A 21468-nucleotide genomic window follows, 5' to 3' on the forward strand; every position below is an offset into this window, starting at 1 on the left:
CCGGAGTGCGCTCCAGGTGACTAGCGTCGGAGATGTTCCTCGGAAAGGGCGGCGGCGATGACCGAAGCGACGATCGAGCATCCGCGGTACTCCATCGGCGAGGCGGCGGAGCGGTCCGGGCTGAGCCGGGACACCCTGCGCTGGTACGAGCGGATCGGGCTGCTCAGCTCGGTCGGGCGCGACCACACCGGCAAGCGCCGGTTCACCGACCGGGATCTGGAGTGGCTGCTGCTCATCGGCAGGCTGCGCGCCACCGGCATGTCGGTGGCGGACATGGTGCGCTACGCCGAGCTGGTGCGCGCGGGTGAGTCGACCATCCCGGAGCGGCTCGCCATCTTCCGCGCCACCCGCGCCGACGCGCTCGCCCGGATCGAGGAGCTCAGGCAGACCGTCGCCGTTCTGGACTACAAGATCGGGCTCTACCAGGGCGCGATCGGACCGCCCTGCGAAGGGACGACAGCGTGACCACCAGCGGAACCCCGCCCACCGCCGCGCTCGAACTCGGCGTCACGCTGTTCGCTACCGCCGATGTCCACGGCTCCGGGCACAACGGGGAAAACCTGGCGGTTTTTGTCCAGGCCAACCGGGAGCGGCCGGTGCCGGACACCGAGTTCGGCATCCGCGGTCCGGGAGATCGCCGAGCAGCGCGGAATCACCCCCGCCCAGGTGGCGTTGGCCTGGGTGCTGTCGACACGAGAAGGAGGAACGGCAATGTCGCAGGAGTCCGTCGAGGTCGTGCGCGAGGACGAGAACCGGCGCTATGTGGTCCGGTACGAGGGCGAGCAGGCCGGTTTCGCGAAGTACGAGGAGCGCGGGGACGAGACCGTCTTCACGCACACCGAGATCGATGACAAGTTCGGCGGCAAGGGGCTCGGCAAGGCGCTCGCCAAGTTCGCCGTCGAGGACACCATCGCCAGGGATCGGGTGATCCGCCCGCGCTGCCCCTTCATCAAGGCGTTCCTGGACAAGAACGCGGAGTACGACGCCCACGTGATCGGCAAGGGCGTGACGCGATGAGCGACCTGGACCCGCACCCCGCCGCCGAGGTCTGCGCCCCGGCGGCGGGGCCGGGTCCGCTGGCCGAGCTGTACCCCGCGCGCGAGGTGCCGCTCGGCGGGGTGCGCGGCGTCTTCGTGGAGCGGGTGCTGCCGCAGCGCGACCTGCCCACCGTCGGGGCCTGGTGCTTCCTCGATCGCTTCGGCTCGCCGACGGTCACCACCACCGGCGCGCCGCCGGATATCGAGCCGCACCCGCACATCGGGCTGCAGACCGTCACCTGGCCGCTGGAGGGCGAGATCCGGCACCGGGATTCGGTGGGCTCCGACGTCCGGATCGAGCCGGGGCAGCTCAACCTCATGACCTCGGGGCGCGGGATCGCGCACTCCGAGTACGCGGTGCCCGGCGCACCCGCGGGCAACGGCCTGCAGCTGTGGATCACGCTGCCGGGGGCGAGCGCCGGGATCGAGCCGCACTTCGAGCAGCACCGGGAGCTGCCGGAGTACCGCGCGCCCGGGGTGCGGGCCACCGTGCTGATCGGCACGCTGGGCGGGGTCACCTCGCCCGCCAGGGCATATACGCCGATCGTCGGCGCGTACCTGTCGGTCGAGCCGGGCGCCGAGGCGCGGCTGCCGCTCGACCCCGCCTTCGAGCACGCCGTCCTCGGGGTCGAGGGCGAGCTCGGCGTCGCCGGGGTCGAGCTGGCGCCGGGGCCGCTGCTCTACCTCGGCACCGGCCGGAGCGAGGTGCAGCTGCGCAGCGCGGCCGGGGCCCGGGTCGCGCTCATCGGCGGGGAGCCGTTCGCCGAGGAACTGGTGATGTGGTGGAACTTCGTGGGGCGGAGCCACGAGGAGATCGAGACGGCGCGCGCGCAGTGGGAGGCGCGGGACGAGAGCCGTTTCGGCCCGGTGCCGGGGCACCCCGCGGACCAGCGCATCCCGGCGCCGCCGCTGCCCGGGCTGCACCTGACGCCGCGCAAGCGGCGGGTCGGGACCGCGCACAGCTGAAACCGGCGACTGTCCTGGGTCGGCGGCGGCGCGCTCCGGCCGCGTTCAGGCTCCCCAGCCCAGCGGATCCTGATCCCGCACCAGCGGCGGGCGGGCCCGCCCCTGCCCTCGGCGGGCCACACCGCGCCCGGCACTCACCCCCGCGCGAGCAGCGCGTCCAGCGCGCGATACCCGTCGTTGATCCCGCTCTCCATACCGGACTGCAGCATCCCGTCGCGCTCGTCCGGGGTGTGGAACTGGGTGTGCGTACCGACCTTGGTGCGCCCGTCGCCGAGGTCGGTGAAGGTGATCTCGTCGATGCAGACGTGCGCGGGCATCCCGTCCCACTCGAAGGACCAGACGATCCGCCGCTCCGGCTCGATCTCCCGGAACCGCCCCTCGAACCCGTGCGCCTCCCCCTCGGCGTGCTCGACGAACCGCCAGTGCCCGCCGCGGCGGAATTCCCAGCGCTCCACGTCGAGCGTATTCCCCCGGCCCCACCACTGCACGAGCTGCTCGATCCGGCTGTGCGCGGCCCAGACCCGGGCGAGCGGGGCGTCGAAGACGCGCTCGATATCGATGCCGCGGTCGGAATCGGCGGCGATCAGGGTGTCGTTGGTGGTCGTTGTCATGGTTCCTGCTCCTTCGTTCGTTCCAGAAACGCGTCCAGATGGTCCATGCGCTCCTCGACCACCTCGCGGTAGCGCTGTAGCCACGCCACCTCGCGGTCGAAGACATCCGTTCCGAGCCGGCACCAGCGCACCCGGCCCTGCTTCTCGGTCGTCACCATGCCCGCCTCCTCCAGCAGCCCGATGTGCTTCTTCACACCGGTCAGCGTCATCTCGAAGCGCTCGGCCAGCTCGGTGACCGTGGCAGGCCCGGCGCGGAGCCGTTCCAGGATTCCGCGCCTGGTCGGGTCGGCCAGCGCTCCGAAGGAGGCATCCAAGAAGTCATACTGAACCATCTAGTTCAGTATGACGCCTCGCCGCGGCACGGTCAAGGGCGCACTACCCTGGAAACATGAGCAGTGCCGTCGCCGACCCCGACAGTTCCGCCGACGGCGGTCCCGCTCTCTTCCGCCTGATCCGGTTCTGGTCCCGTCGCTGGATCAACCGCACCAGCGCGCAACTCCCCGACGAGCTCCGCCACACCCAGCACATCCAGGTGGTGGAGGCGGTCGCCGCCACCACCGAGAACGGCGCCGAGGCCACCATCACCACCGTGGCCCACCTGCTCGGCCTCGACCACTCCGGCGCCAGCCGCATGGTCCGCGACGCGGGCACCGCCGGCTACGTCTCCCGCACCGAATCCGCCCACGACCGCCGCCGCACCGCCCTGCACCTCACCCCCCGCGGCACCCGCCTGCTCACCGGCGCACGCCAGTGGCAGCGCCGCATCTTCGCCGAGCTCACCGCCGACTGGTCCGACGCGGACCGCGACCGCTTCGCCGGCTACCTGCACCGCCTCAGCGCCGAGATGGAGCGCTGAGCACCGGCTACGCCAGCCGCTGGATCCGGTCCACCGCTCGGCGCAGGCTGTCGCTCGTCGCCGCCGCCCGCCCGACATCCCAGTGCTCGCGCGCGAATGCGTTCACTGGAACAGTTCGGCCCCCGATCCTGGCGGAGCGGGGGCCGAACTGCCTTGCTACAGAACCGATTACCGGTAGTCGCTGAACCCGTAATCGTCCAGCGGAACCGCGGCACCGGTGCTCTGGCCGAACCCGTCCGGGCTGTAGTAGGTGTCGTCGTAGGACGGCACCGCGTACGCCGCGGCACGAGCCTCCTCGGTCGGCTGCACCTGGATGTTCCGGTACCGGTTGATACCGGTGCCTGCCGGGATCAGCTTGCCGATGATCACGTTCTCCTTGAGCCCGATGAGCTTGTCGGAGCGGCAGTTGATGGCCGCGTCCGTCAGCACCCGGGTGGTCTCCTGGAAGGAGGCCGCGGAGAGCCACGAGTCGGTGGCGAGCGACGCCTTGGTGATACCCATCAGCACCGGACGGCCTGCCGCGGGCTCGGCGCCCTCGGCGACGACGCGGCGGTTGGCCGCCTCGAACTCGGCGCGCTCCGTGAGCGAGCCGGGCAGGAACTCGGTCGCGCCCGAATCGATGATCGTGACGCGCCGCAGCATCTGCCGCACGATGACCTCGATGTGCTTGTCGTGGATCGACACACCCTGCGAGCGGTAGACCTCCTGGACCTCGTGCACCAGGTGCACCTGGACCTGACGGGGGCCCATGATCCGCAGCACCTCGTGCGGGTCCGCCGCGCCCTCCAGCAGCTGCTGGCCGACCTCGACGTGGTCACCGTCGGAGAGCAGCCGCTCGCTGCCGTCGTCGTGCTTGAAGACGCGCAGCCGCTGCCGCTTCGACAGCTTGTCGTACACGACCTCTTCGCTCCCGTCGTCCGGGATGATCGTGATCTTGTAGAAGCGGTCGTCGTCCTCCAGCCGCACCCGGCCGGAGGTCTCGGCGATCGGCGCCTTGCCCTTCGGCACGCGCGCCTCGAACAGCTCCTGCACGCGGGGCAGACCACCGGTGATGTCGTCACCGGCGACGCCACCCTGGTGGAAGGTGCGCATGGTGAGCTGGGTACCGGGCTCACCGATGGACTGCGCGGCCACGATGCCGACGGCCTCGCCGATGTCGACCAGCTTGCCGGTCGCCATGGAGCGGCCGTAGCAGGTGGCGCAGACGCCGGTGCCGGTGGTGCAGGTCAGCACGGAGCGGACCTTCACCTCGGTGATGCCCGCGTCGAGCAGCGCCTCCAGGGCCGGGTCGCCCAGGTCGGCGCCCTTGGCCACGACCACGTTGCCCTGCGCGTCCAGCGCGTCGGAGGCGAGCGTGCGCGCGTAGGTCGAGGTCTCGACGTGCGCGTCCCGGATCAGCGAGCCGTCCAGCTGCTTCTCCGCGATCGGCACCACGATGCCGCGCTCGGTGCCGCAGTCGTGCTCGCGCACGATGACGTCCTGCGAGACGTCCACCAGACGACGGGTCAGGTAGCCCGAGTCGGCGGTGCGGAGCGCGGTGTCGGCCAGGCCCTTGCGGGCGCCGTGCGTGTTGATGAAGTACTCCAGCACCGTCAGCCCCTCGCGGAACGAGGACTTGATCGGGCGCGGGATGAACTCACCCTTCGGGTTGGTCACCAGCCCCTTCATGCCCGCCAGGGTCCTGGTCTGGGTGAAGTTACCGGTGGCACCCGAGTCGACGATCGTGATGATCGGGTTGTCGGCCGGGTAGTGCGCCCGCAGCGCGCGGCCGACCTCCTCGGTGGCCTCCTGCCAGATCTTCACCAGGGCGTTGTTGCGCTCCTGGTGATCGAGCGCACCGCGCTGGTACTTCTTCTCGATCTGGTCGGACTGCGCCTCGTAGCGCTCCATGATCTCCGCCTTCTCCGGCGGAACGAGCACGTCCGACATGGAGACGGTGACCCCGGAGCGGGTGGCCCAGTAGAACCCGGCGTCCTTGAGCTTGTCGACGGTCTGCGCCACCACGATCATCGGGTAGCGCTCGGCGAGATCGTTGATGATCGTCGCCTGCCGCTTCTTCGGCATCTGCTCGTTGATGAACGCGTAGTCCGCCGGGAGCAGGTCGTTGAAGATGACCCGGCCCAGCGTGGTCTCCAGGTTCCAGGCGTCGCCGCGGTTCCAGCCCGCCGGGAACAGCTCCGCCTCGATCTCGCGCGGCGGGCGCTGGTCGGTGAGGCGCACCTTGATCAGCGAACGCACGGTGAGCTCACCGCGGTCCACCGCCATCTGCGCCTCGGCCGGCGAGGAGTACACGCCGTACTCCGGCCCGTCGGCGGTGGCGGCCCGGTACTCGCCCTTCGCGCCCTCCTCCAGGCGGGTCAGGTAGAACAGGCCGGTCACCATGTCGAGTCGCGGCATGGCGAGCGGGCGGCCGGACGCAGGCGACAGGATGTTGTTCGAGGAGAGCATCAGGATGCGCGCCTCGGCCTGCGCCTCCGCGGAGAGCGGCAGGTGCACGGCCATCTGGTCACCGTCGAAGTCGGCGTTGAACGCCTCACACACCAGCGGGTGCAGCTGGATGGCCTTGCCCTCCACCAGCTGCGGCTCGAAGGCCTGGATGCCGAGGCGGTGCAGCGTCGGCGCCCTGTTGAGCAGCACCGGGTGCTCGGCGATGACCTCTTCGAGGACGTCCCACACCTGCGGCCGCTGCCGCTCCACCATCCGCTTGGCGGACTTGATGTTCTGCGCGTGGTTCAGGTCGACCAGCCGCTTCATCACGAAGGGCTTGAACAGCTCCAGCGCCATCAGCTTGGGCAGGCCGCACTGGTGCAGCTTGAGCTGCGGCCCGACCACGATCACCGAACGGCCCGAGTAGTCGACGCGCTTGCCGAGCAGGTTCTGCCGGAACCGGCCCTGCTTGCCCTTGAGCAGGTCGGAGAGCGACTTGAGCGGGCGGTTGCCCGGTCCGGTGACCGGCCTGCCGCGACGGCCGTTGTCGAACAGCGCGTCGACCGACTCCTGCAGCATCCGCTTCTCGTTGTTGACGATGATCTCGGGCGCGCCGAGATCGATCAGCCGCTTGAGGCGGTTGTTGCGGTTGATGACGCGGCGGTACAGGTCGTTCAGGTCGGAGGTGGCGAAGCGGCCACCGTCGAGCTGGACCATCGGGCGCAGCTCCGGCGGGATCACCGGCACCGCGTCCAGCACCATGCCCATCGGCGAGTTGCCGTTGGTCTGGAAGGCCGCGACGACCTTGAGCCGCTTGAGCGCGCGCAGCTTCTTCTGGCCCTTGCCGCTGCGGATGGTCTCCCGCAGGTTCTCGGCCTCGGCCGCGATGTCGAAGTTCTCCATCAGCTTCTGGATGGACTCCGCGCCCATCGCGCCGGTGAAGTACTCGCCGTAGCGGTCGGTGATCTCGCGGTAGAGCAGCTCGTCGACGATGAGCTGCTTCACCGAGAGCTTGGTGAAGGTGGTCCAGATCTCGTCCAGCCGGTCCAGCTCGCGTTGGGCCCGGTCGCGGAGCTGGCGCATCTCGCGCTCGCCGCCGTCCTTGACCTTGCGCCGGACGTCGGACTTGGCGCCCTCGGCCTCCAGCTCGGCCAGGTCGGCCTCCAGCTTCTGCGCGCGGGCCTCGAGATCGGCGTCGCGCTGGTCGGCGACGGTCTTCTTCTCGACCTCCATCTCGGCTTCCAGCGTGGAGAGCTCGTTGTGCCGCAGCTCCTCGTCGACCGCGACGATCACGTAGGCGGCGAAGTAGATGATCTTCTCGAGATCCTTCGGCGCCAGGTCGAGCAGGTAGCCGAGGCGCGAGGGAACGCCCTTGAAGTACCAGATGTGGGTGACCGGGGCGGCCAGCTCGATGTGGCCCATGCGCTCGCGGCGCACCTTGGCGCGGGTGACCTCGACGCCACAGCGCTCACAGATGATGCCCTTGAAGCGCACCCGCTTGTACTTGCCGCAGTAGCACTCCCAGTCCCGGGTGGGACCGAAGATCTTCTCGCAGAACAAGCCGTCCTTCTCCGGCTTGAGCGTGCGGTAGTTGATGGTCTCCGGCTTCTTCACCTCGCCGTACGACCACTGGCGAATGTCGTCGGCGGTAGCGAGACCGATCCGGAGTTCATCGAAGAAGTTGACGTCTAGCACGTAACTTCCTTTCCCCTGTTCGGGTCGAAATGGAGCAAAGAGTTCACTAGTGATGGAACGCGGGGCCGGATGCCGTCGCAGGCACCCGGCCGGACCGCCTAGTTCGCCAGATCGTCGACCGTGGCCGCTTCGTTCCTGGACAGGTTGATGCCCAGGTTCGCCGCGGCGCGCTCCAGATCCTCGTCCTCGCCCTCGCGCAGCTCGATCGCCGCACCGTCGGAGGAGAGTACCTCGACATTCAGGCAGAGCGACTGCAGCTCCTTGAGCAACACCTTGAAGGACTCCGGAATGCCGGGCTCCGGGATGTTCTCGCCCTTGACGATCGCCTCGTAGACCTTCACGCGGCCGACCACGTCGTCGGACTTGATGGTGAGCAGCTCCTGCAGCGTGTACGCCGCACCGTAGGCCTGCATGGCCCAGCACTCCATCTCACCGAAGCGCTGGCCACCGAACTGGGCCTTACCGCCGAGCGGCTGCTGGGTGATCATCGAGTACGGCCCGGTGGAGCGGGCGTGGATCTTGTCGTCCACCAGGTGGTGCAGCTTCAGGATGTACATGTAGCCGACGGCCACCGGGTACGGGAACGGCTCGCCGGAGCGGCCGTCGAAGAGCACCGACTTGCCGTTGTCGTCGACCATCCGGTCGCCGTCGCGGTTCGGCAGCGTCGAGGCAAGCAGGCCGGTCAGCTCCTCCTCGCGGGCGCCGTCGAACACCGGGGTGGCGATGTTCGAGTCGGCGGGCGCCTCCCACATCTCCTCCGGCAGCTCCTTGGCCCACTCGGGGTTGCCGTCGACCTTCCAGCCGGCCTTGCCGACCCAGCCGAGGTGGGTCTCCAAGATCTGGCCGATGTTCATACGACGGGGAACGCCGTGCGTGTTCAGGATGATGTCGACCGGGGTGCCGTCCGGCATGAACGGCATGTCCTCGGTCGCCAGGATCTTGCCGATGACGCCCTTGTTGCCGTGCCGACCGGCCAGCTTGTCGCCGTCCTGGATCTTGCGCTTCTGCGCCACGTACACCCGGACCAGCTCGTTCACGCCCGGGGGCAGATCGTCGTCGTCCTCGCGGGAGAAGACCCGGATGCCGATGACCTTGCCGGACTCGCCGTGCGGCACCTTCAGCGAGGTGTCGCGCACCTCGCGCGCCTTCTCACCGAAGATCGCGCGGAGCAGCCGCTCCTCCGGGGTCAGCTCGGTCTCGCCCTTCGGGGTGACCTTGCCGACCAGGATGTCGCCGTCGCGCACCTCGGCGCCGATCCGCACGATGCCGCGCTCGTCCAGGTCCGCGAGGACCTCGTCGGAGACGTTCGGGATGTCCCGCGTGATCTCCTCGGCGCCGAGCTTGGTGTCGCGGGCGTCGATCTCGTGCTCCTCGATGTGGATCGAGGTGAGGACGTCCTGCTCCACGAGGCGCTGCGACAGGATGATCGCGTCCTCGTAGTTGTGGCCCTCCCACGGCATGATCGCGACGAGCAGGTTCTTGCCCAGCGCCATCTCGCCGTTCTCGGTGCACGGGCCGTCGGCCAGCACCTGGCCACGCTCGACCCGCTGGCCCTCGTCCACGATCGGCCGCTGGTTCGAGCAGGTGCCCTGGTTCGACCGGTTGAACTTGCGCATCCGGTAGCTCTTGCGGGTGCCGTCGTCGGCCATCACGGTGACGTAATCCGCGGAGACCTCCTCGACCACGCCCGGCTTCTCGTTGACCACGACGTCACCGGCGTCGACCGCGGCGCGCAGCTCCATCCCGGTGCCCACCAGCGGGGCCTCGGAGCGGATCAGCGGCACGGCCTGGCGCTGCATGTTCGCGCCCATCAGCGCGCGGTTGGCGTCGTCGTGCTCGAGGAACGGAATCATCGCGGTCGCGACCGACACCATCTGGCGCGGCGAGACGTCGAGGAAGGTGACCTCGGAGGGGGCGACGTACTCCATCTCCTCGTTGCCGCGCCGGGCGAGCACGCGGTCCTCGAGGAAGTTGCCGTCGGCGTCGACCGGCGAGTTCGCCTGGCCGCGGACCTCGCGGTCCTCCTCGTCGGCGGTCAGGTACTTGACCTCGTCGGTGACCCGGCCGTCGACGACCCGGCGGTACGGGGTCTCGATGAAGCCGAACGGGTTCACCCGCGCGTAGACCGAGAGCGAGCCGATCAGGCCGATGTTCGGGCCTTCCGGGGTCTCGATCGGGCACATCCGGCCGTAGTGCGAGGGGTGCACGTCGCGCACCTCCAGGCCGGCGCGCTCACGGGACAGACCGCCGGGGCCGAGCGCCGAGAGGCGGCGCTTGTGGGTCAGCCCGGAGAGCGGGTTGTTCTGGTCCATGAACTGCGACAGCTGGGAGGTCCCGAAGAACTCCTTGATCGCGGCGACGACCGGGCGGATGTTGATCAGGGTCTGCGGCGTGATCGCCTCGACGTCCTGGGTGGTCATCCGCTCGCGGACCACGCGCTCCATGCGGGAGAGGCCGACCCGGATCTGGTTCTGGATCAGCTCGCCGACGGTGCGCAGGCGACGGTTGCCGAAGTGGTCGATGTCGTCGACCTCGACCGGCACCTCGGCGCCGCCCGGCGCGGTCATCACCCGATCGCCCGAGTGCAGCCGCACCAGGTACTCGATGGTGGTGACGATGTCTTCCTTGGTCAGCACCGACGCGGTGATCGGCTCGCCGACGTGGATGCCGAGCTTCTTGTTGATCTTGTAGCGGCCGACCCGGGCCAGGTCGTAGCGCTTCTCCTTGAAGAACAGGTTCTCCAGCAGGGTCTGCGCCGACTCCTTGGTCGGCGGCTCGCCCGGGCGCAGCTTGCGGTAGATGTCCAGCAGCGCCTCGTCCTGCCCGGCGGTGTTGTCCTTCTCCAGGGTGGACATCATGATCTCGGAGAACCCGAAGCGCTCGGTGATCTCCTCGGTGCTCCAGCCGAGCGCCTTGAGCAGCACGGTGACCGGCTGCCTGCGCTTGCGGTCGATGCGGACGCCGACGGTGTCGCGCTTGTCCACGTCGAACTCGAGCCACGCCCCGCGGCTCGGGATCACGCGCACGCTGTGCAGGTCCTTCTCGGTGCCCTTGTCCACGGAGTGGTCGAAGTACACGCCCGGCGAGCGGACCAGCTGGGACACCACGACACGCTCGGTGCCGTTGATGATGAAGGTGCCCTTGTCGGTCATCATCGGGAAATCACCCATGAAGACCGTCTGGCTCTTGATCTCACCGGTGTTGTTGTTGATGAACTCCGCGGTCACGAAGAGCGGCGCCGCGTAGGTCATGTCCTTGTCCTTGCACTCGTCGATCGAGGCCTTGACCTCTTCGAAGCGAGGATCGGAGAAGGAGAGCGACATGGACCCGGAGAAGTCCTCGATCGGGGAGAGCTCCTCGAGCACCTCCTCGAGTCCACCGACGAGGCCCCCGTCGCCGCGAGCGGCGGCGCGCTCCCGCCACTCCGGGGTACCGACCAGCCAGGCGAACGAATCCGTCTGTAGGTCGAGAAGACCGGGCACCTCCAGGGGCTCACGGATCTTCGCGAATGACACCCGCCTCGGGGCACCGGGAATGGACCCCGCCAAAGCCTGATTCGAACCGGCGCTTGTCTGGGTGGAGACTGCCAAGATGCGTCCTTCCAGCACCTAACGCGGGCCGCGTGGTGGTCCGCGACCGTCGCTATTGTCTGCTACGAATTCCGCTGGTAGCGCCCCGAACGCGACTCGAACAGGCAGCAGCGGGAGCAACACCGGAAAGGTGGAACCCACGTGTGCGAATCGAGGTATGGACAGGAGGCAGCCAGCGCAACCTCCAAAGTTACACCCACGAATACGGAGAAGTCAAAGTACCACCCCTGTGATCGTCGCCCCATCCGGCGCGCCGAGGCGCCGGGGTTCGACCGCATACCTTCCGGGCCGGCCGCGCTGGCTGCGCGAATGCCGTGACACCCGGTGGGGGGTGGTCAGCTGCCGCTGCTCAATCACTAGGGTGACGGCTGTTTCCGGCCTCGTCAAGTGGCAGGATCACCGGTCCGGATGCCGAGATCGGCTGTCTTCCCGGCGATCTGTCGATACCTGGCTGCGCCGTCGGGACCGCTCAGCGGTCCACGATCTCCGCCGCCAGCCAGCGGCCGTCCACCTTCTGCATGCGCAGCACCACCGGGCCCGCCACCTGCTGCTGGGCGACCCCCTCCTTGGTCGCGCTCACCACCAGGTTCACCAGCAACTCCGCGTGGTCGTCGGTGAGCAGGGCGACCCCGATCGGGTCTGCGGTCACGGTCGCGCTGGTCTGGGCCTGCTTGATCGCGTCGAGCGTTGGCTTCGAGAACTGGTCCAGCTCCGTCAGCATCGAGCCGGTAACCACCTGGCGAACGGCATCGGGGTAGCCGTCGATCTTGGTCACGTCATAGCCGTAGATGGTCTTCAGCGCATTGTCCGCGGCGGCCCGCACCTCCTCGGTGGCGCCGCTGTCGACGAATGCCCGGTCGCTGTCGGGCACCCCGGGACGGAACGCCGCGACGGTGGCGAAAGCGGCGAGTACGGCGGCGGCGAGCAGACAGGCCACCGGGACGCCCCAGCGTCGCCCGGCACCCGGGTTTTCCACGGCAGCGGCATCCGCGCCTGCCGCGACCGACGTGGCCTCGGGCGCGGCCTCGTCGAGTTCGACCGGACCCGCGGTCGTCCGCGCGGGCTCACCTGCCCGCTTCGTGGCGCCCGCGGTGACCTTGGCCGGACGGCGCTTGGACGTGACCCGGTTGACCGGGCGATTCGGGGTCATGGCGATTCTCCTAGGGGCCCGGCTGCGGAGCGGGCGCCTGCGTCTCGGGGGCGGCGGGCTGTGCGGGCGCGCCCGCGTTTCCGTCATCGAGCAGTACCGGCTGGCCGAGCGTCGCCACCTGCTCCACCTTCCACACGTCGTCGACCTCGGTCATGTCGAGGCTCCAGGTGTACCGGTATCTCGCGGTGCTGGTGTCCTGCCGGTGCTCGGTCACCTGAAGCACGACCAGCGCGGTCGCGCGGTCGCGCTCGCTGGTGAGCGAGGTGAGGGCGGCGCCGAGCACCGTGGACTCCATCCGGGTGCCCGACTGCGTCGCCATCTGCTCGGACTTCTGCTGGTTCGTCGTCGCCGACTCCAGGATGGCTCCGGTCATCGAGGAACGAGCCTTGGCCAGCGAGCCGGGCACGTCGTCGATGTTCATCGAGGTGATGTTCACCGCCGCCTGCCTGGCCCCGTCCAGGGCGGCGTCCCTGGCCTCGGCCCGCGGGCCGTCGGTGAAGAACGCCGCCCGCACCCAGCCGCCACCGAACCAGAGCGCCGCCCCCAGCGCGACCACCAGCAGCGCCGCCGCGACCGCCGTGACCGCGGTGCGCAACCGCGGTGCGCGCTCCCCGGGCGCTGCCTCCGTGGCCTCGGCGGCCGTCTCCGGTGCCTGCTCCGGCGGCTCGGGCTCCGGTGACGCCTTGGAAAGGTCGGGACTCACAGCGTGTTGCACCTCTCTGCGGTGGACAGCGATCACCGCTTGGGCGTGACCCCGAGCAGGGTGGCCAGCTGCACAGCGATCGGGTTCAGGTTCAGCCGGTCGGGATCGACCTTGGGATTGTTGTCCCATGGCTGCGGGATGCTCGGGTCGGCGAACGGCGCGTGCGCCCCGCTCCGCACGCCCGAGGGGTTGCCGAGGGGCGCGGTGCAGGTGGCGTCCGGATTGAACGGGTAGTCGTCCCGGGTCGGATCGAAATCCGGATCCTTCGCCTTCATCTCCTCGATGATCCGCTGAGTTCCCTCGTACCCGACGGTACAGGCAGGCGGGTTGTTGGTCTCCAGCACCAAGCCGAAGTGCGTCGTGCCGTCGCCCGGCGCGGTGGCGGCGCCGCCGACCGAGAGACCGGGCAGCAACCCGAGCACCGGCCTGAGCGCGTAGTACTTGGGCGAGACCGCCTTCAGCACCTGCTGCAGGTTGGCCAGGTCCTGGGTGAGCGCGGGGCCGCTCTCCTGGATGACGGCACCGACCTGTTCACCGGCGTCGGTCCCGGTACCGATCAGCCTGCGAACGTCCGGATCGCTGGACCGCAGCTGTTCGGTGAGGCGATCCAAGCCGTCGCTGAACGCCAGGATGGAGTCCGACTGCTCGGCCTGCGTGCCGAGCACCGTCTTGCTCTCCTCGATCAGCTGGAGGGTCTGCGGCATGGTCTCGTGGAAGGTGGTGGTGAACTTGTTCAGCGAGTCGACCAGGATCTTGAGGTCGTCGCCCTTGCCGTCGAACGCCTTGCCGAGTTCGGTGACGGTGGTGTTCAGCGCCTGCAGGTCCACCGTGCGGGTGAACTCGTCCACGCTGGTCACCAGCTGCTCCACCGACACCGGCGTGGTCGCCCCGGTGATCACCGAGCCTTCCTTCAGGAACGGCCCGCCCGCGCTGTCCGGCCGCAGGTCCACGAACTGCTCACCGATGGCGGACCGGTTCGACACGACGGCCTTCGATGAGGCCGGGATGTCCGGCGCGGACGAGTCGATATCCAACCGCAGGGTCACACCCTGGTCGGAGAGGTCGATCGCGCCGACCCGGCCGACCGGGACACCCCGGTAGGTCACCTCGGAGCCGGGGTAGGCGCCGCCGGTCTGCTCGGCGGTGACCTTCACCTCGTACTTGCCGAAGCCGAACATCTGGTCGAGCCGGATGTAGGTGGCGCCGACGTAGATCACACCGACCACCGCGATCACCGCGAAGGCGATCAGCTGATAGCGAACCAGACGGGTCATCGCGGAACCCCCACTCCGAATTGTTCGAGCAGCGAACCCAGCGGGTCCGGGGTGCCCGCCGCGGGCGCGCCGGGCAGCGGCACCGCGGCCATGGTGGGCGGCAGCGGGAGCAGCGTCACCGTCGGCCAGCCGGGGCGGGGGCCGTTGCCGTTGTAGTACGGATTGCTCGGGTCGACCGGCACCGGGCGACCGGGGGGCGCGATGTACTGCGGATCTCCCAGGCCCACCCCCAGGTTGCTGAGCAGGGTGCCGATCTGCAGATCCACCGAGAGCCACAGGTTGGTGGAGTTGCCGATCGTGCTCTCCATGCTGGCGTCCGGAAAGGGGTAGGTCGGGATCAGCGGAAGCGACGTCACCAGATCCGGCGCGGCGGCCGCGAGCGACTGCAGCGTGGGCCGCAGCGAGTTGAGGTCGCGGATCAGATCGTCGTTCGCGGTGTCGAGCACGTCGAAGCCCGCCTGGCCGACCCGGTCCAGCTGCTGCAGCAGCCCGATCAGCTGTGGCCGCTGCTCCTCCACGATCCGGATGCCCTGCGGCAGCTCGTCCAGGATTCCCGCGAGCTGCTCGTTCTGTGCGGCTACCCGGGAACTCAGGGTGTCGAGCCCGTCGAGCGCGCGGGTGATGTCGTCCACCTGCTCGTTCAGGCCGGCGACCAGGGTGTTGGCCTCGCCCAGCAGGGATCGGACCTTGTCCTCACGGCCGTCCAGGGTCTTGTTCAGCTCGGTGACCACCGGCTGCAACTGGGCCACGCCGCCGCCGTTGAGCAGCAGCGACATGGCGCCGAGCACCTGCTCCACCTCGGTGGCGTGCCTGGTGTTGGCGACCGGGATGACCGAACCGTCCTTCAGCTTTCCGGGTTCGGGGTCCTGGGGGCTGGTCAGCTCGATGAACTTCTCACCGAGCAGACTCGACTGCCTGACCTCCGCCTTGGCATTGGCGGGGAGTTCGACGCCCCCGTTCACCACGGTCCGGACGTTGGCGGTCCAGCCGTCCTCGGCCAGGGTGATCTCCTCGACCCGGCCGACCGGCACGCCCTCCACCTTGACGGCGGACTGCGGCACCAGGTCGAGAACATCGTCGAACCGGATGTCGAGGCGGTAGGGGCTGTCGCCGATATCGGCGCCGCCCGGCAGCGGGACGCTGTAGATCCCGTCCGCCGCACACGAGCTGACCAGGAGCGCCGTCAGCCCCGCGGCCACCGCCCCTGCGATACCACGGGCAAGGGTGCGCGCGCTCATCGTCCACCTTCCTGTTCCGAGGGCGGGAGCTGATCCGAGGGCGTGCCCGGCACGGTCCCCGGGACCGGCGCGCGCTGCTGGTTCTCGCCGCTGAGGATGCCGAACGGCAGGATCAGCGACGGCGTCTGCACGCCGGAGGTGATCTGCCTGGTGATCTCGGCGCACTGGTCGAGCACCGGGCGCAGCTGCCTGCCGAGCGCTTCGAACTCGGGATCGCCCGGCATCAGCTTGGACAGGTCGAGGATGTTGCAGATCGCGCCGAACGGATCCTGCAGCTCCGAGATGTTCGGCCGCATGTCCAGGGTGCCGGTCTCACCGTTGTGAATGCCGACCAGGTTGCTCAGCGCCACCGGCAGCACCTCCACCGCCGCGGCCACCTGGTCGCGCTGGTCGGCCAGCGTCCTGGTCAGCGTGCTCAGCTCGGATGCGTTGTCCGCGACCAGGTCCCGGTTCGCGTCCAGGAACCTGGCCACGTCGCCGAGCGCGACCGAGAGCAGCTGCAGCGCCTCTCCCAGGTTCTGCCGTTCGCCGGCCAGGAAGGTCGAGAGCTCGGCGAGCTGCCCGTTGAATTCGCGCACCTGCTGGTCGTTCCGGTTCAGCATCGAGACGAACTGCTGCAGGTTCTTGACGGTGTCGAAGATGTCACCGCGGGAATCGGAGAGGTAGTGCGCGGCCCTGGAGAGCTGCGTCAGGCTGTTCGCCAGCGCCTCGCCGTTGTCGGCCAGGTTGGCCGCGCCGGTGCGCACCAGCTCGTTCACCGCGCCCTCGGAATTCGCGCCGTCCGGCCCGAGCGCCTTGGAGAGGTCGGAGATGCTGGAGTACAGCTCGTCGACCTCGACCGGGGTGACGGTGCGCTCGCGGGGGATGGTGGCGTCCCGATCCATCTTCGGCCCGCCCCGGTACACCGGCGTGAGCTGGATGTACCGGTCGGCGACCACCGACGGGGTGATCTGCGCTGCCTTCGCGTCGGCGGGCAGGTCGAACTCCCGGTCCACGTGCATGACGACCTTCACCTGGTCGCCCTGTGGCTCCACCGAGTCCACCTTGCCCACCGGGACGCCGAGGATGCGCACCTCGGAGCCCTCGTAGATGCCGACCGAGCTGTCGAAGTACGCGGTGACCTTGGTGTTTCCGATCCGGTCGAAGACCCACCAGAGCACACCCGCCGCGATCAGCGCGGCCACCACGATCAGGACCAGCGTGCCCCTGGTTCCCCGGCCCGCCGAACGCAGGGCCGCCAGCGGCTCCACGCTGCGATTCGCCGCCACGTCAGTTACCTCCAAGGGTGCGCACCGGCGGCCGGTAGCCCGGGATCTCGGGCAGCGACGGCGGCAGCAGGTTGACCACCGCCACGTCGAACCAACGGCCGGTGCCGGTCACATTGGCGTACAGGTTGTAGAAGGGCGCCGCGAGCTCCAGCGTCCTGGTGATGTTCTGCTGGTTGTCGTTCAGCATCTGCACGGCATCACGCAGGTTGGTCAGCGCGGGGCCGATCTGCTGCTCGTTCTCCGTGACCAGGGCGCTCAGCTCCGTGGAGAGCGTGCGCGCGGTGGTGAGCAGCTGGGAGATCGCCTGCTGGCGCAGGTTCAGCTCGGCCAGCAGCCGGCCGCCGTTGCTCAGCAGCCGCTCGAACTCGGTGCTCCGGTCGGCCAGCACCTGGGTGGTCTGCTTGGTCGCGACGAAGAGCTTCTTCAGCTCCTCGTCCCGCTTGGCCAGCGACTCGGAGAGCCGCGCGACGCCGTCGATCGAGCCGCGGATCTCCGGCGGCGTGGTCTCGAAGGCGTCCGAGAGCACCCGGAAGCTGGTGGCCAGCTGCGCGGTGTCGATCTGGTCGATGGTGCTCGCCGCGTCCGAGAAGGCGTCGATCACGTCGTACGGGGCGACCGTGCGGGAGAGCGGGATGCGCTGCCCCGGGTCGGCCGGCTCGGAGCCCTTCGGGTCCAGCGCCAGGTACTTCTGCCCGAGCACCGTCTTGATCTGGATGGAGGCGGTGGTCTCGTTGCCGATCCAGGCGTTCTGGGCGCGGAACTCGACGAGGACCCGGTCGTCGTCGAGCGACACGTCGGTCACCGAGCCGATCTTCACTCCGGCGATGCGCACCTCGTTGCCCGGCTTGAGCCCGGCCGCCTCCGAGAACTCGGCGGTGTAGCGGCTCGCCGCGCCGACGATCGGCAGGCGATCGACGAAGAACACCGAGACCGTCACCAGCAGCACCAGGAAAAGCCCGAGTACGCCCATGAAAGCCGGGCTGCGCTTACCGAGCAGAATGCGGTCGTCCATCAACGCCCCTCTCCGTGGCAGCGCGGCGCCGTATTGGTGTAGATGGGCTGATTCACCGTCGGCAGATCGGGATTGATGTTCAACTGCGGCGCGTCGGCCGCACCCGGCCCCGCGACGATGTCGATACCGCAGAGGTAGAACTGGAACCAGGCTCCGTAGCTACCCACCCGGCCGAGCTTCTCCATCTTGACCGGCAAGTTCTCCAGCACCGTGTTCACCTCGCCGCTGCGCTCGTTGATCGTCCCGGTGAGCTGGTTCAGCCCGGCGATCGAGCCCTGCAGCGAGGGCCGCGTCGGCACCAGCAGGTCGGAGGTGGCGTCGGTGAGGCCGGCGAGCGAGCTCACCGCCTGCCCGACCGTGTTCCGCTCCTCCGAGAGCCCGGATACCAGCGCCTCGGTGTTCACGATGAGCTGGTCGAACTGGTCGTTGCGCTCGTTCACGGTCTGCAGCACCACGTTCAGGTTGCGCACCAGGTCGCCGATGACGGCGTCCTTGTCCGCGATCTTGTTGGTCAGGCTCGCGGTGCTCGCCACCAGGTCGCGGATGGTGCCCTGCTCGCCCTGGAAGACCTGGATGATCTCGTAGGAGAGCTTGTTCACGTCCTCCGCGGTGAGCGTGCGGAACAGCGGCCGGAAGCCGTTGAAGAGCGTGGTCAGGTTGAGCGCCGCCCTGGTGTTCTCCACCGGGATGGTGTCACCCGCGTTCAGCTTGCGGCCCTGCTCGCCCGCGCCCTGGTCCAGCGCGATATAGCGCTGGCCGACCAGGTTCCGATAGCGGATGGTCGCGATGGTGGAGGCCGGGAGCCAGTCCCGGTCCTGCAGCTCGAACTCGACCTCGGCCATTCGCCGATCCACGATCGCGACCTTGGTCACCTTGCCGACCCGGACGCCCGCGATCCGCACCTCGTCACCCGGGTTCAGCGAAGTCACATCGGTGAACCGGGCCTTGAAGGACTCGCCGCCACCGGTGTAGTTGGCGATCGAGAGCCCCAGCACGGTGGTCGCGATCACGGTGACCACGACGAATATCACCAGCTTGGTGAGCGGACTGCCCACCCCGCGCATCGTTCCCTTCATCGGAAACTCACCTCGCTTCCGCGGAAGGCGGGCGCACCCACCCGGGTGATCCAGCTCGGTACGGATTCCGGCGCGACCTGAGCGGCGGCACCGTAGATGGCGCCCAGCTGCTGTTGCTCGGCGGGCGAACCGGCGAGGGTCGGCACCGCGGACGCCGGGAAGGCGCTGTACTGCGGCGCGGGCAGATATCCGCTGACCTGATCGCCGGGGTTCCGGCTCGGCACCGGGTAGCTGCCGTCGTTGATCGGCCCGGACGGGTACTGCCCGGGATCGACGCCGAGCGGGTTCTCCGGTGCGCACCACGGATCGCGATCGTCGAAGAAGCGCGGCTCGTCCTGGTTCGGCAGATACCGCCCACGCGGGTTCACGATCTCGACCGTCACCTTCACGCCCGGCATGTCGGTGCCCGGCCCGAACAGCTCGTCGATGCGCGGCTTGAGCTTCGCGAAGTTGGCCGCGGCGCAGCCGTAGGTCGGGGAGTAGAACGCGAGCTGCTCCAGCGCGTACCTGGAGTCGGCGGCCACATCGATGATGTTGTCCCGGTTGGCGAGCAGGAAGTCGGTCGTGGTCGCCGCGGCCGGGGTCAGCACCTGGTAGAGCGCGTCGATGTCGGTCCGGCGCTGCACGATCGTCGCGTTGGTGGTGCGCAGGTTGTCCAGCGCGGTCACCAGCTGCGGCGCCGCGTCCGAGTAGGTCGCGGCCACCTGCGCGAAGCTGCGCAGGTCCTGCTGGATGTCGGGGAGCACGCCGTTCAGGTCGCGGAAGATCGAGTCCAGCTTGTCCACCGACTCGCCGAGCGCGGTGCCCTGCCCGGAGAGCGCCTGGGAGAGCGCGCCGAGCGTGGCCGACAGATCCTGCGGCGGGATCGCCTGCAGCAGCGGCATCAGGTCGTCGAGCAGCTTGCTGATCTCGATGGCATGGCCGCTGGTGTCCTGCTGCAGCGTCATCCCCGAGGTGAGGCGCTGCCCGCTCGGGGTCTCCGGGACGACCAGGTCGACGTACCGCTCGCCGAACAGCGTCTTGGGCAGCAGCCGCGCGGTGACATTGGCCGGGATCCGCTCGGCCTGCTCCGGGTCGAGCGCGAGCGCGAGGGTGACCTCACCGCCCGAGGTATCGCTCGACCGGACCGTGCCGACCTGGACGCCGCGCATCTTCACGTCCGCGTTGCGGGTGAGCGCGTTGCCGACGCTGTCGGTCTTCAGGTCGACGTCGACGGTGTCGACGAAGGTCTTGTTGTAGATCGCGATGGTGGACCAGACGAACACCGCGCAGAGCACGAAGAAGACGATCCCGAGCACCCGCACCCGCAGTTTCGCGGTCGCCCGCCAAGTCTGGGTCCCACTCATCCGGCCACCCGCACTGTCGTAGTCGTGCCCCAGATCGCGAGGCTGAGGAAGAAGTCGAGCACCATGACCAGCACGATCGCGGCGCGCACCGCGCGGCCGACGGCTACGCCGACGCCCGCGGGCCCGCCGGTGGCGTGGAAGCCGTAGTAGCAGTGCACCAGGATGATGACGAACGCGAATATGAGCACCTTGAGGAACGAATAGAGCACGTCCTCCGGTGGCAGGAACAACCCGAAGTAGTGGTCGTAGGACCCACTGGATTGCCCGTTGAACCAGACGTTGATCAACCGCGAGGCGACGAAGGTGCCGAGCAGCCCGACCACGTACAGCGGGATCACCGCGAGGAAGCCGGCGATCACCCTGGTCGTGACCAGGAAAGGAACGCCGGGCACCGCCATCACCTCGAGCGCATCGATCTCCTCGGAGATCCGCATGGCGCCGAGCTGGGCCGTGAACCCACACCCCACCGTGGCCGAGAGCGCGAGCGCCGCGACCAGCGGGGCGATCTCCCTCGTGTTGATGTAGGCGGTGAGGAAGCCGGTGAGCACCGAGCTGCCGATCGCGTCGAGCGCCTTGAAGCCCTGCAGGCCGACGACGACGCCGACCGAGCCGGACATGAAGACGATCACGCCGATGGTGCCGCCGATCACCGCGAGCGCACCGCTGCCGAAGGTGACCTCGGCCAGCAGCCGCATCACTTCCTTGCGGTAGTGCACCGCGGTCTTCGGAATCCACGCGACGGTGCGCGAATAGAAGGACATCTGTTCGCCGGCGCGGTCGATCACGTTCAGCGGGGCGCGCGTGATCTCCCCCGCCCGGCGGCTTACCTTCGCGAGAACCGGGGGGCGATATTGAGTTGCCATCGATCAGGTGCCTTTGGCGGGAATGATCTGGAGGTACACGAGCGTAAGAATCAAATTCACGAAGAACAGAACCAGGAACGTGATGACCACGGATTGATTCACCGCCTCACCGACTCCTTTCGGACCACCCTTGGGGTGCAGGCCCTTGTACGCGGCGATCACACCGGCGAGCAGGCCGAATATCGCGGCCTTGATCTCGCCGATCCAGAGATCGGGTAGCTGAGCGAGCGCCGAGAACGACGCCAGGTAGGCACCGGGGGTGCCGCCCTGCAGCAGGACGTTGAAGAAGTAGCCGCCTGCGATGCCGACGACCGAGACCAGACCGTTCAGCAGCACGGCCACGAGAGTCATCCCGA

At 68.8% G+C, this 21468-nt stretch carries 18 protein-coding genes; 4 read left to right on the forward strand and 14 right to left on the reverse strand.

The window, feature by feature from the left end; genetic code table 11:
• The first annotated feature begins 57 nt into the window (after window positions 1-57).
• From NH2_RS14165 to NH2_RS14175, 3 genes are all read left to right on the forward strand, one after another.
• Window positions 58-465: a MerR family transcriptional regulator gene (locus NH2_RS14165; protein WP_067653449.1), complete on the forward strand. Its 408-nt coding sequence runs from the start codon at window positions 58-60 to the stop codon at window positions 463-465.
• Between the two features lie 246 nt (window positions 466-711).
• Window positions 712-1017: a GNAT family N-acetyltransferase gene (locus tag NH2_RS14170; RefSeq protein WP_067653451.1), complete on the forward strand. Its 306-nt coding sequence runs from the start codon at window positions 712-714 to the stop codon at window positions 1015-1017.
• Window positions 1014-2003 carry a pirin family protein gene (locus NH2_RS14175; protein ID WP_067653453.1) on the forward strand — a complete coding sequence of 330 codons (990 nt, stop codon included), beginning with the start codon at window positions 1014-1016 and terminating at the stop codon, window positions 2001-2003. The genes NH2_RS14170 and NH2_RS14175 overlap by 4 nt, the downstream gene beginning before the upstream one ends.
• Window positions 2004-2137: 134 nt before the next feature.
• Here the strand turns inward: NH2_RS14175 and NH2_RS14180 are convergent, their stop codons facing one another.
• Entirely contained in the window at window positions 2138-2614 is a 477-nt protein-coding gene (locus NH2_RS14180; protein WP_067653456.1) for an SRPBCC family protein, read from the reverse strand.
• Complete coding sequence (locus tag NH2_RS14185) at window positions 2611-2946, reverse strand: ArsR/SmtB family transcription factor (RefSeq protein WP_067653458.1); 336 nt, start codon at window positions 2944-2946, stop codon at window positions 2611-2613. The genes NH2_RS14180 and NH2_RS14185 overlap by 4 nt, the downstream gene beginning before the upstream one ends.
• A 56-nt stretch (window positions 2947-3002) precedes the next feature.
• Between NH2_RS14185 and NH2_RS14190 the strand changes: the two genes are divergently transcribed.
• The gene (locus tag NH2_RS14190) at window positions 3003-3470 is read left to right on the forward strand and encodes a MarR family winged helix-turn-helix transcriptional regulator (RefSeq protein ID WP_067653460.1); all 468 of its coding nucleotides are present in this window, start codon (window positions 3003-3005) and stop codon (window positions 3468-3470) included.
• 168 nt (window positions 3471-3638) lie between these two features.
• Here the strand turns inward: NH2_RS14190 and NH2_RS14195 are convergent, their stop codons facing one another.
• From NH2_RS14195 to NH2_RS14250, 12 genes are all read right to left on the reverse strand, one after another.
• Complete coding sequence (locus NH2_RS14195) at window positions 3639-7592, reverse strand: DNA-directed RNA polymerase subunit beta' (protein ID WP_067653462.1); 3954 nt, start codon at window positions 7590-7592, stop codon at window positions 3639-3641.
• Between the two features lie 98 nt (window positions 7593-7690).
• Window positions 7691-11200, reverse strand: a complete 3510-nt coding sequence (gene rpoB / locus NH2_RS14200; RefSeq protein WP_067653464.1) for a DNA-directed RNA polymerase subunit beta — start codon at window positions 11198-11200, stop codon at window positions 7691-7693.
• Between the two features lie 451 nt (window positions 11201-11651).
• Window positions 11652-12332, reverse strand: coding sequence for a hypothetical protein (locus tag NH2_RS14205; protein ID WP_067653466.1), 681 nt, complete (start codon window positions 12330-12332; stop codon window positions 11652-11654).
• A gap of 10 nt (window positions 12333-12342) precedes the next feature.
• Window positions 12343-13035: a hypothetical protein gene (locus NH2_RS14210; protein WP_157103766.1), complete on the reverse strand. Its 693-nt coding sequence runs from the start codon at window positions 13033-13035 to the stop codon at window positions 12343-12345.
• Window positions 13036-13067: 32 nt separating this feature from the next.
• Window positions 13068-14309 (reverse strand): MCE family protein, encoded by a 1242-nt coding sequence (locus NH2_RS14215; RefSeq protein ID WP_067653470.1) that lies wholly within the window; start codon window positions 14307-14309, stop codon window positions 13068-13070.
• Window positions 14306-15547: an MCE family protein gene (locus tag NH2_RS14220; RefSeq protein ID WP_067653472.1), complete on the reverse strand. Its 1242-nt coding sequence runs from the start codon at window positions 15545-15547 to the stop codon at window positions 14306-14308. Before NH2_RS14220 ends, NH2_RS14215 begins: the two co-directional genes overlap by 4 nt.
• On the reverse strand, window positions 15544-16788 hold the full coding sequence (locus tag NH2_RS14225; protein ID WP_067653653.1) for an MCE family protein: 1245 nt from the start codon (window positions 16786-16788) through the stop codon (window positions 15544-15546). The genes NH2_RS14220 and NH2_RS14225 overlap by 4 nt, the downstream gene beginning before the upstream one ends.
• A gap of 28 nt (window positions 16789-16816) precedes the next feature.
• The gene (locus NH2_RS14230; protein ID WP_067653474.1) at window positions 16817-17827 is read right to left on the reverse strand and encodes an MCE family protein; all 1011 of its coding nucleotides are present in this window, start codon (window positions 17825-17827) and stop codon (window positions 16817-16819) included.
• A complete protein-coding gene (locus tag NH2_RS14235) occupies window positions 17827-18891 on the reverse strand; it encodes an MCE family protein (RefSeq protein WP_067653476.1) in 1065 nt (354 codons plus the stop codon). The genes NH2_RS14230 and NH2_RS14235 overlap by 1 nt, the downstream gene beginning before the upstream one ends.
• A gap of 8 nt (window positions 18892-18899) precedes the next feature.
• On the reverse strand, window positions 18900-20249 hold the full coding sequence (locus NH2_RS14240; protein ID WP_067653478.1) for an MCE family protein: 1350 nt from the start codon (window positions 20247-20249) through the stop codon (window positions 18900-18902).
• Window positions 20246-21112: an MlaE family ABC transporter permease gene (locus tag NH2_RS14245; RefSeq protein ID WP_067653480.1), complete on the reverse strand. Its 867-nt coding sequence runs from the start codon at window positions 21110-21112 to the stop codon at window positions 20246-20248. The genes NH2_RS14240 and NH2_RS14245 overlap by 4 nt, the downstream gene beginning before the upstream one ends.
• Before the next feature lie 3 nt (window positions 21113-21115).
• Window positions 21116-21468 (reverse strand): MlaE family ABC transporter permease (locus tag NH2_RS14250; RefSeq protein ID WP_169811489.1); only part of this gene is annotated, 353 nt, incomplete at its 5' end.

Source organism: Nocardia harenae NBRC 108248, from assembly GCF_001612885.1.
GTDB classification, from domain to species: domain Bacteria; phylum Actinomycetota; class Actinomycetes; order Mycobacteriales; family Mycobacteriaceae; genus Nocardia; species Nocardia harenae.

Excerpts from the sequence above, each read along its gene's own strand:
- NH2_RS14240 (WP_067653478.1), bottom strand. The coding sequence starts at position 20,249 with ATGAGTGGGACCCAGACTTGGCGGGCGACCGCGAAACTGCGGGTGCGG.
- NH2_RS14220 (WP_067653472.1), bottom strand. The coding sequence starts at position 15,547 with ATGAGCGCGCGCACCCTTGCCCGTGGTATCGCAGGGGCGGTGGCCGCG.
- NH2_RS14165 (WP_067653449.1), top strand. The coding sequence starts at position 58 with ATGACCGAAGCGACGATCGAGCATCCGCGGTACTCCATCGGCGAGGCG.
- NH2_RS14180 (WP_067653456.1), bottom strand. The coding sequence starts at position 2,614 with ATGACAACGACCACCAACGACACCCTGATCGCCGCCGATTCCGACCGC.
- NH2_RS14205 (WP_067653466.1), bottom strand. The coding sequence starts at position 12,332 with ATGACCCCGAATCGCCCGGTCAACCGGGTCACGTCCAAGCGCCGTCCG.
- NH2_RS14185 (WP_067653458.1), bottom strand. The coding sequence starts at position 2,946 with ATGGTTCAGTATGACTTCTTGGATGCCTCCTTCGGAGCGCTGGCCGAC.
- NH2_RS14170 (WP_067653451.1), top strand. The coding sequence starts at position 712 with ATGTCGCAGGAGTCCGTCGAGGTCGTGCGCGAGGACGAGAACCGGCGC.
- NH2_RS14230 (WP_067653474.1), bottom strand. The coding sequence starts at position 17,827 with ATGGACGACCGCATTCTGCTCGGTAAGCGCAGCCCGGCTTTCATGGGC.
- NH2_RS14190 (WP_067653460.1), top strand. The coding sequence starts at position 3,003 with ATGAGCAGTGCCGTCGCCGACCCCGACAGTTCCGCCGACGGCGGTCCC.
- NH2_RS14245 (WP_067653480.1), bottom strand. The coding sequence starts at position 21,112 with ATGGCAACTCAATATCGCCCCCCGGTTCTCGCGAAGGTAAGCCGCCGG.
- NH2_RS14235 (WP_067653476.1), bottom strand. The coding sequence starts at position 18,891 with ATGCGCGGGGTGGGCAGTCCGCTCACCAAGCTGGTGATATTCGTCGTG.
- NH2_RS14215 (WP_067653470.1), bottom strand. The coding sequence starts at position 14,309 with ATGACCCGTCTGGTTCGCTATCAGCTGATCGCCTTCGCGGTGATCGCG.
- NH2_RS14175 (WP_067653453.1), top strand. The coding sequence starts at position 1,014 with ATGAGCGACCTGGACCCGCACCCCGCCGCCGAGGTCTGCGCCCCGGCG.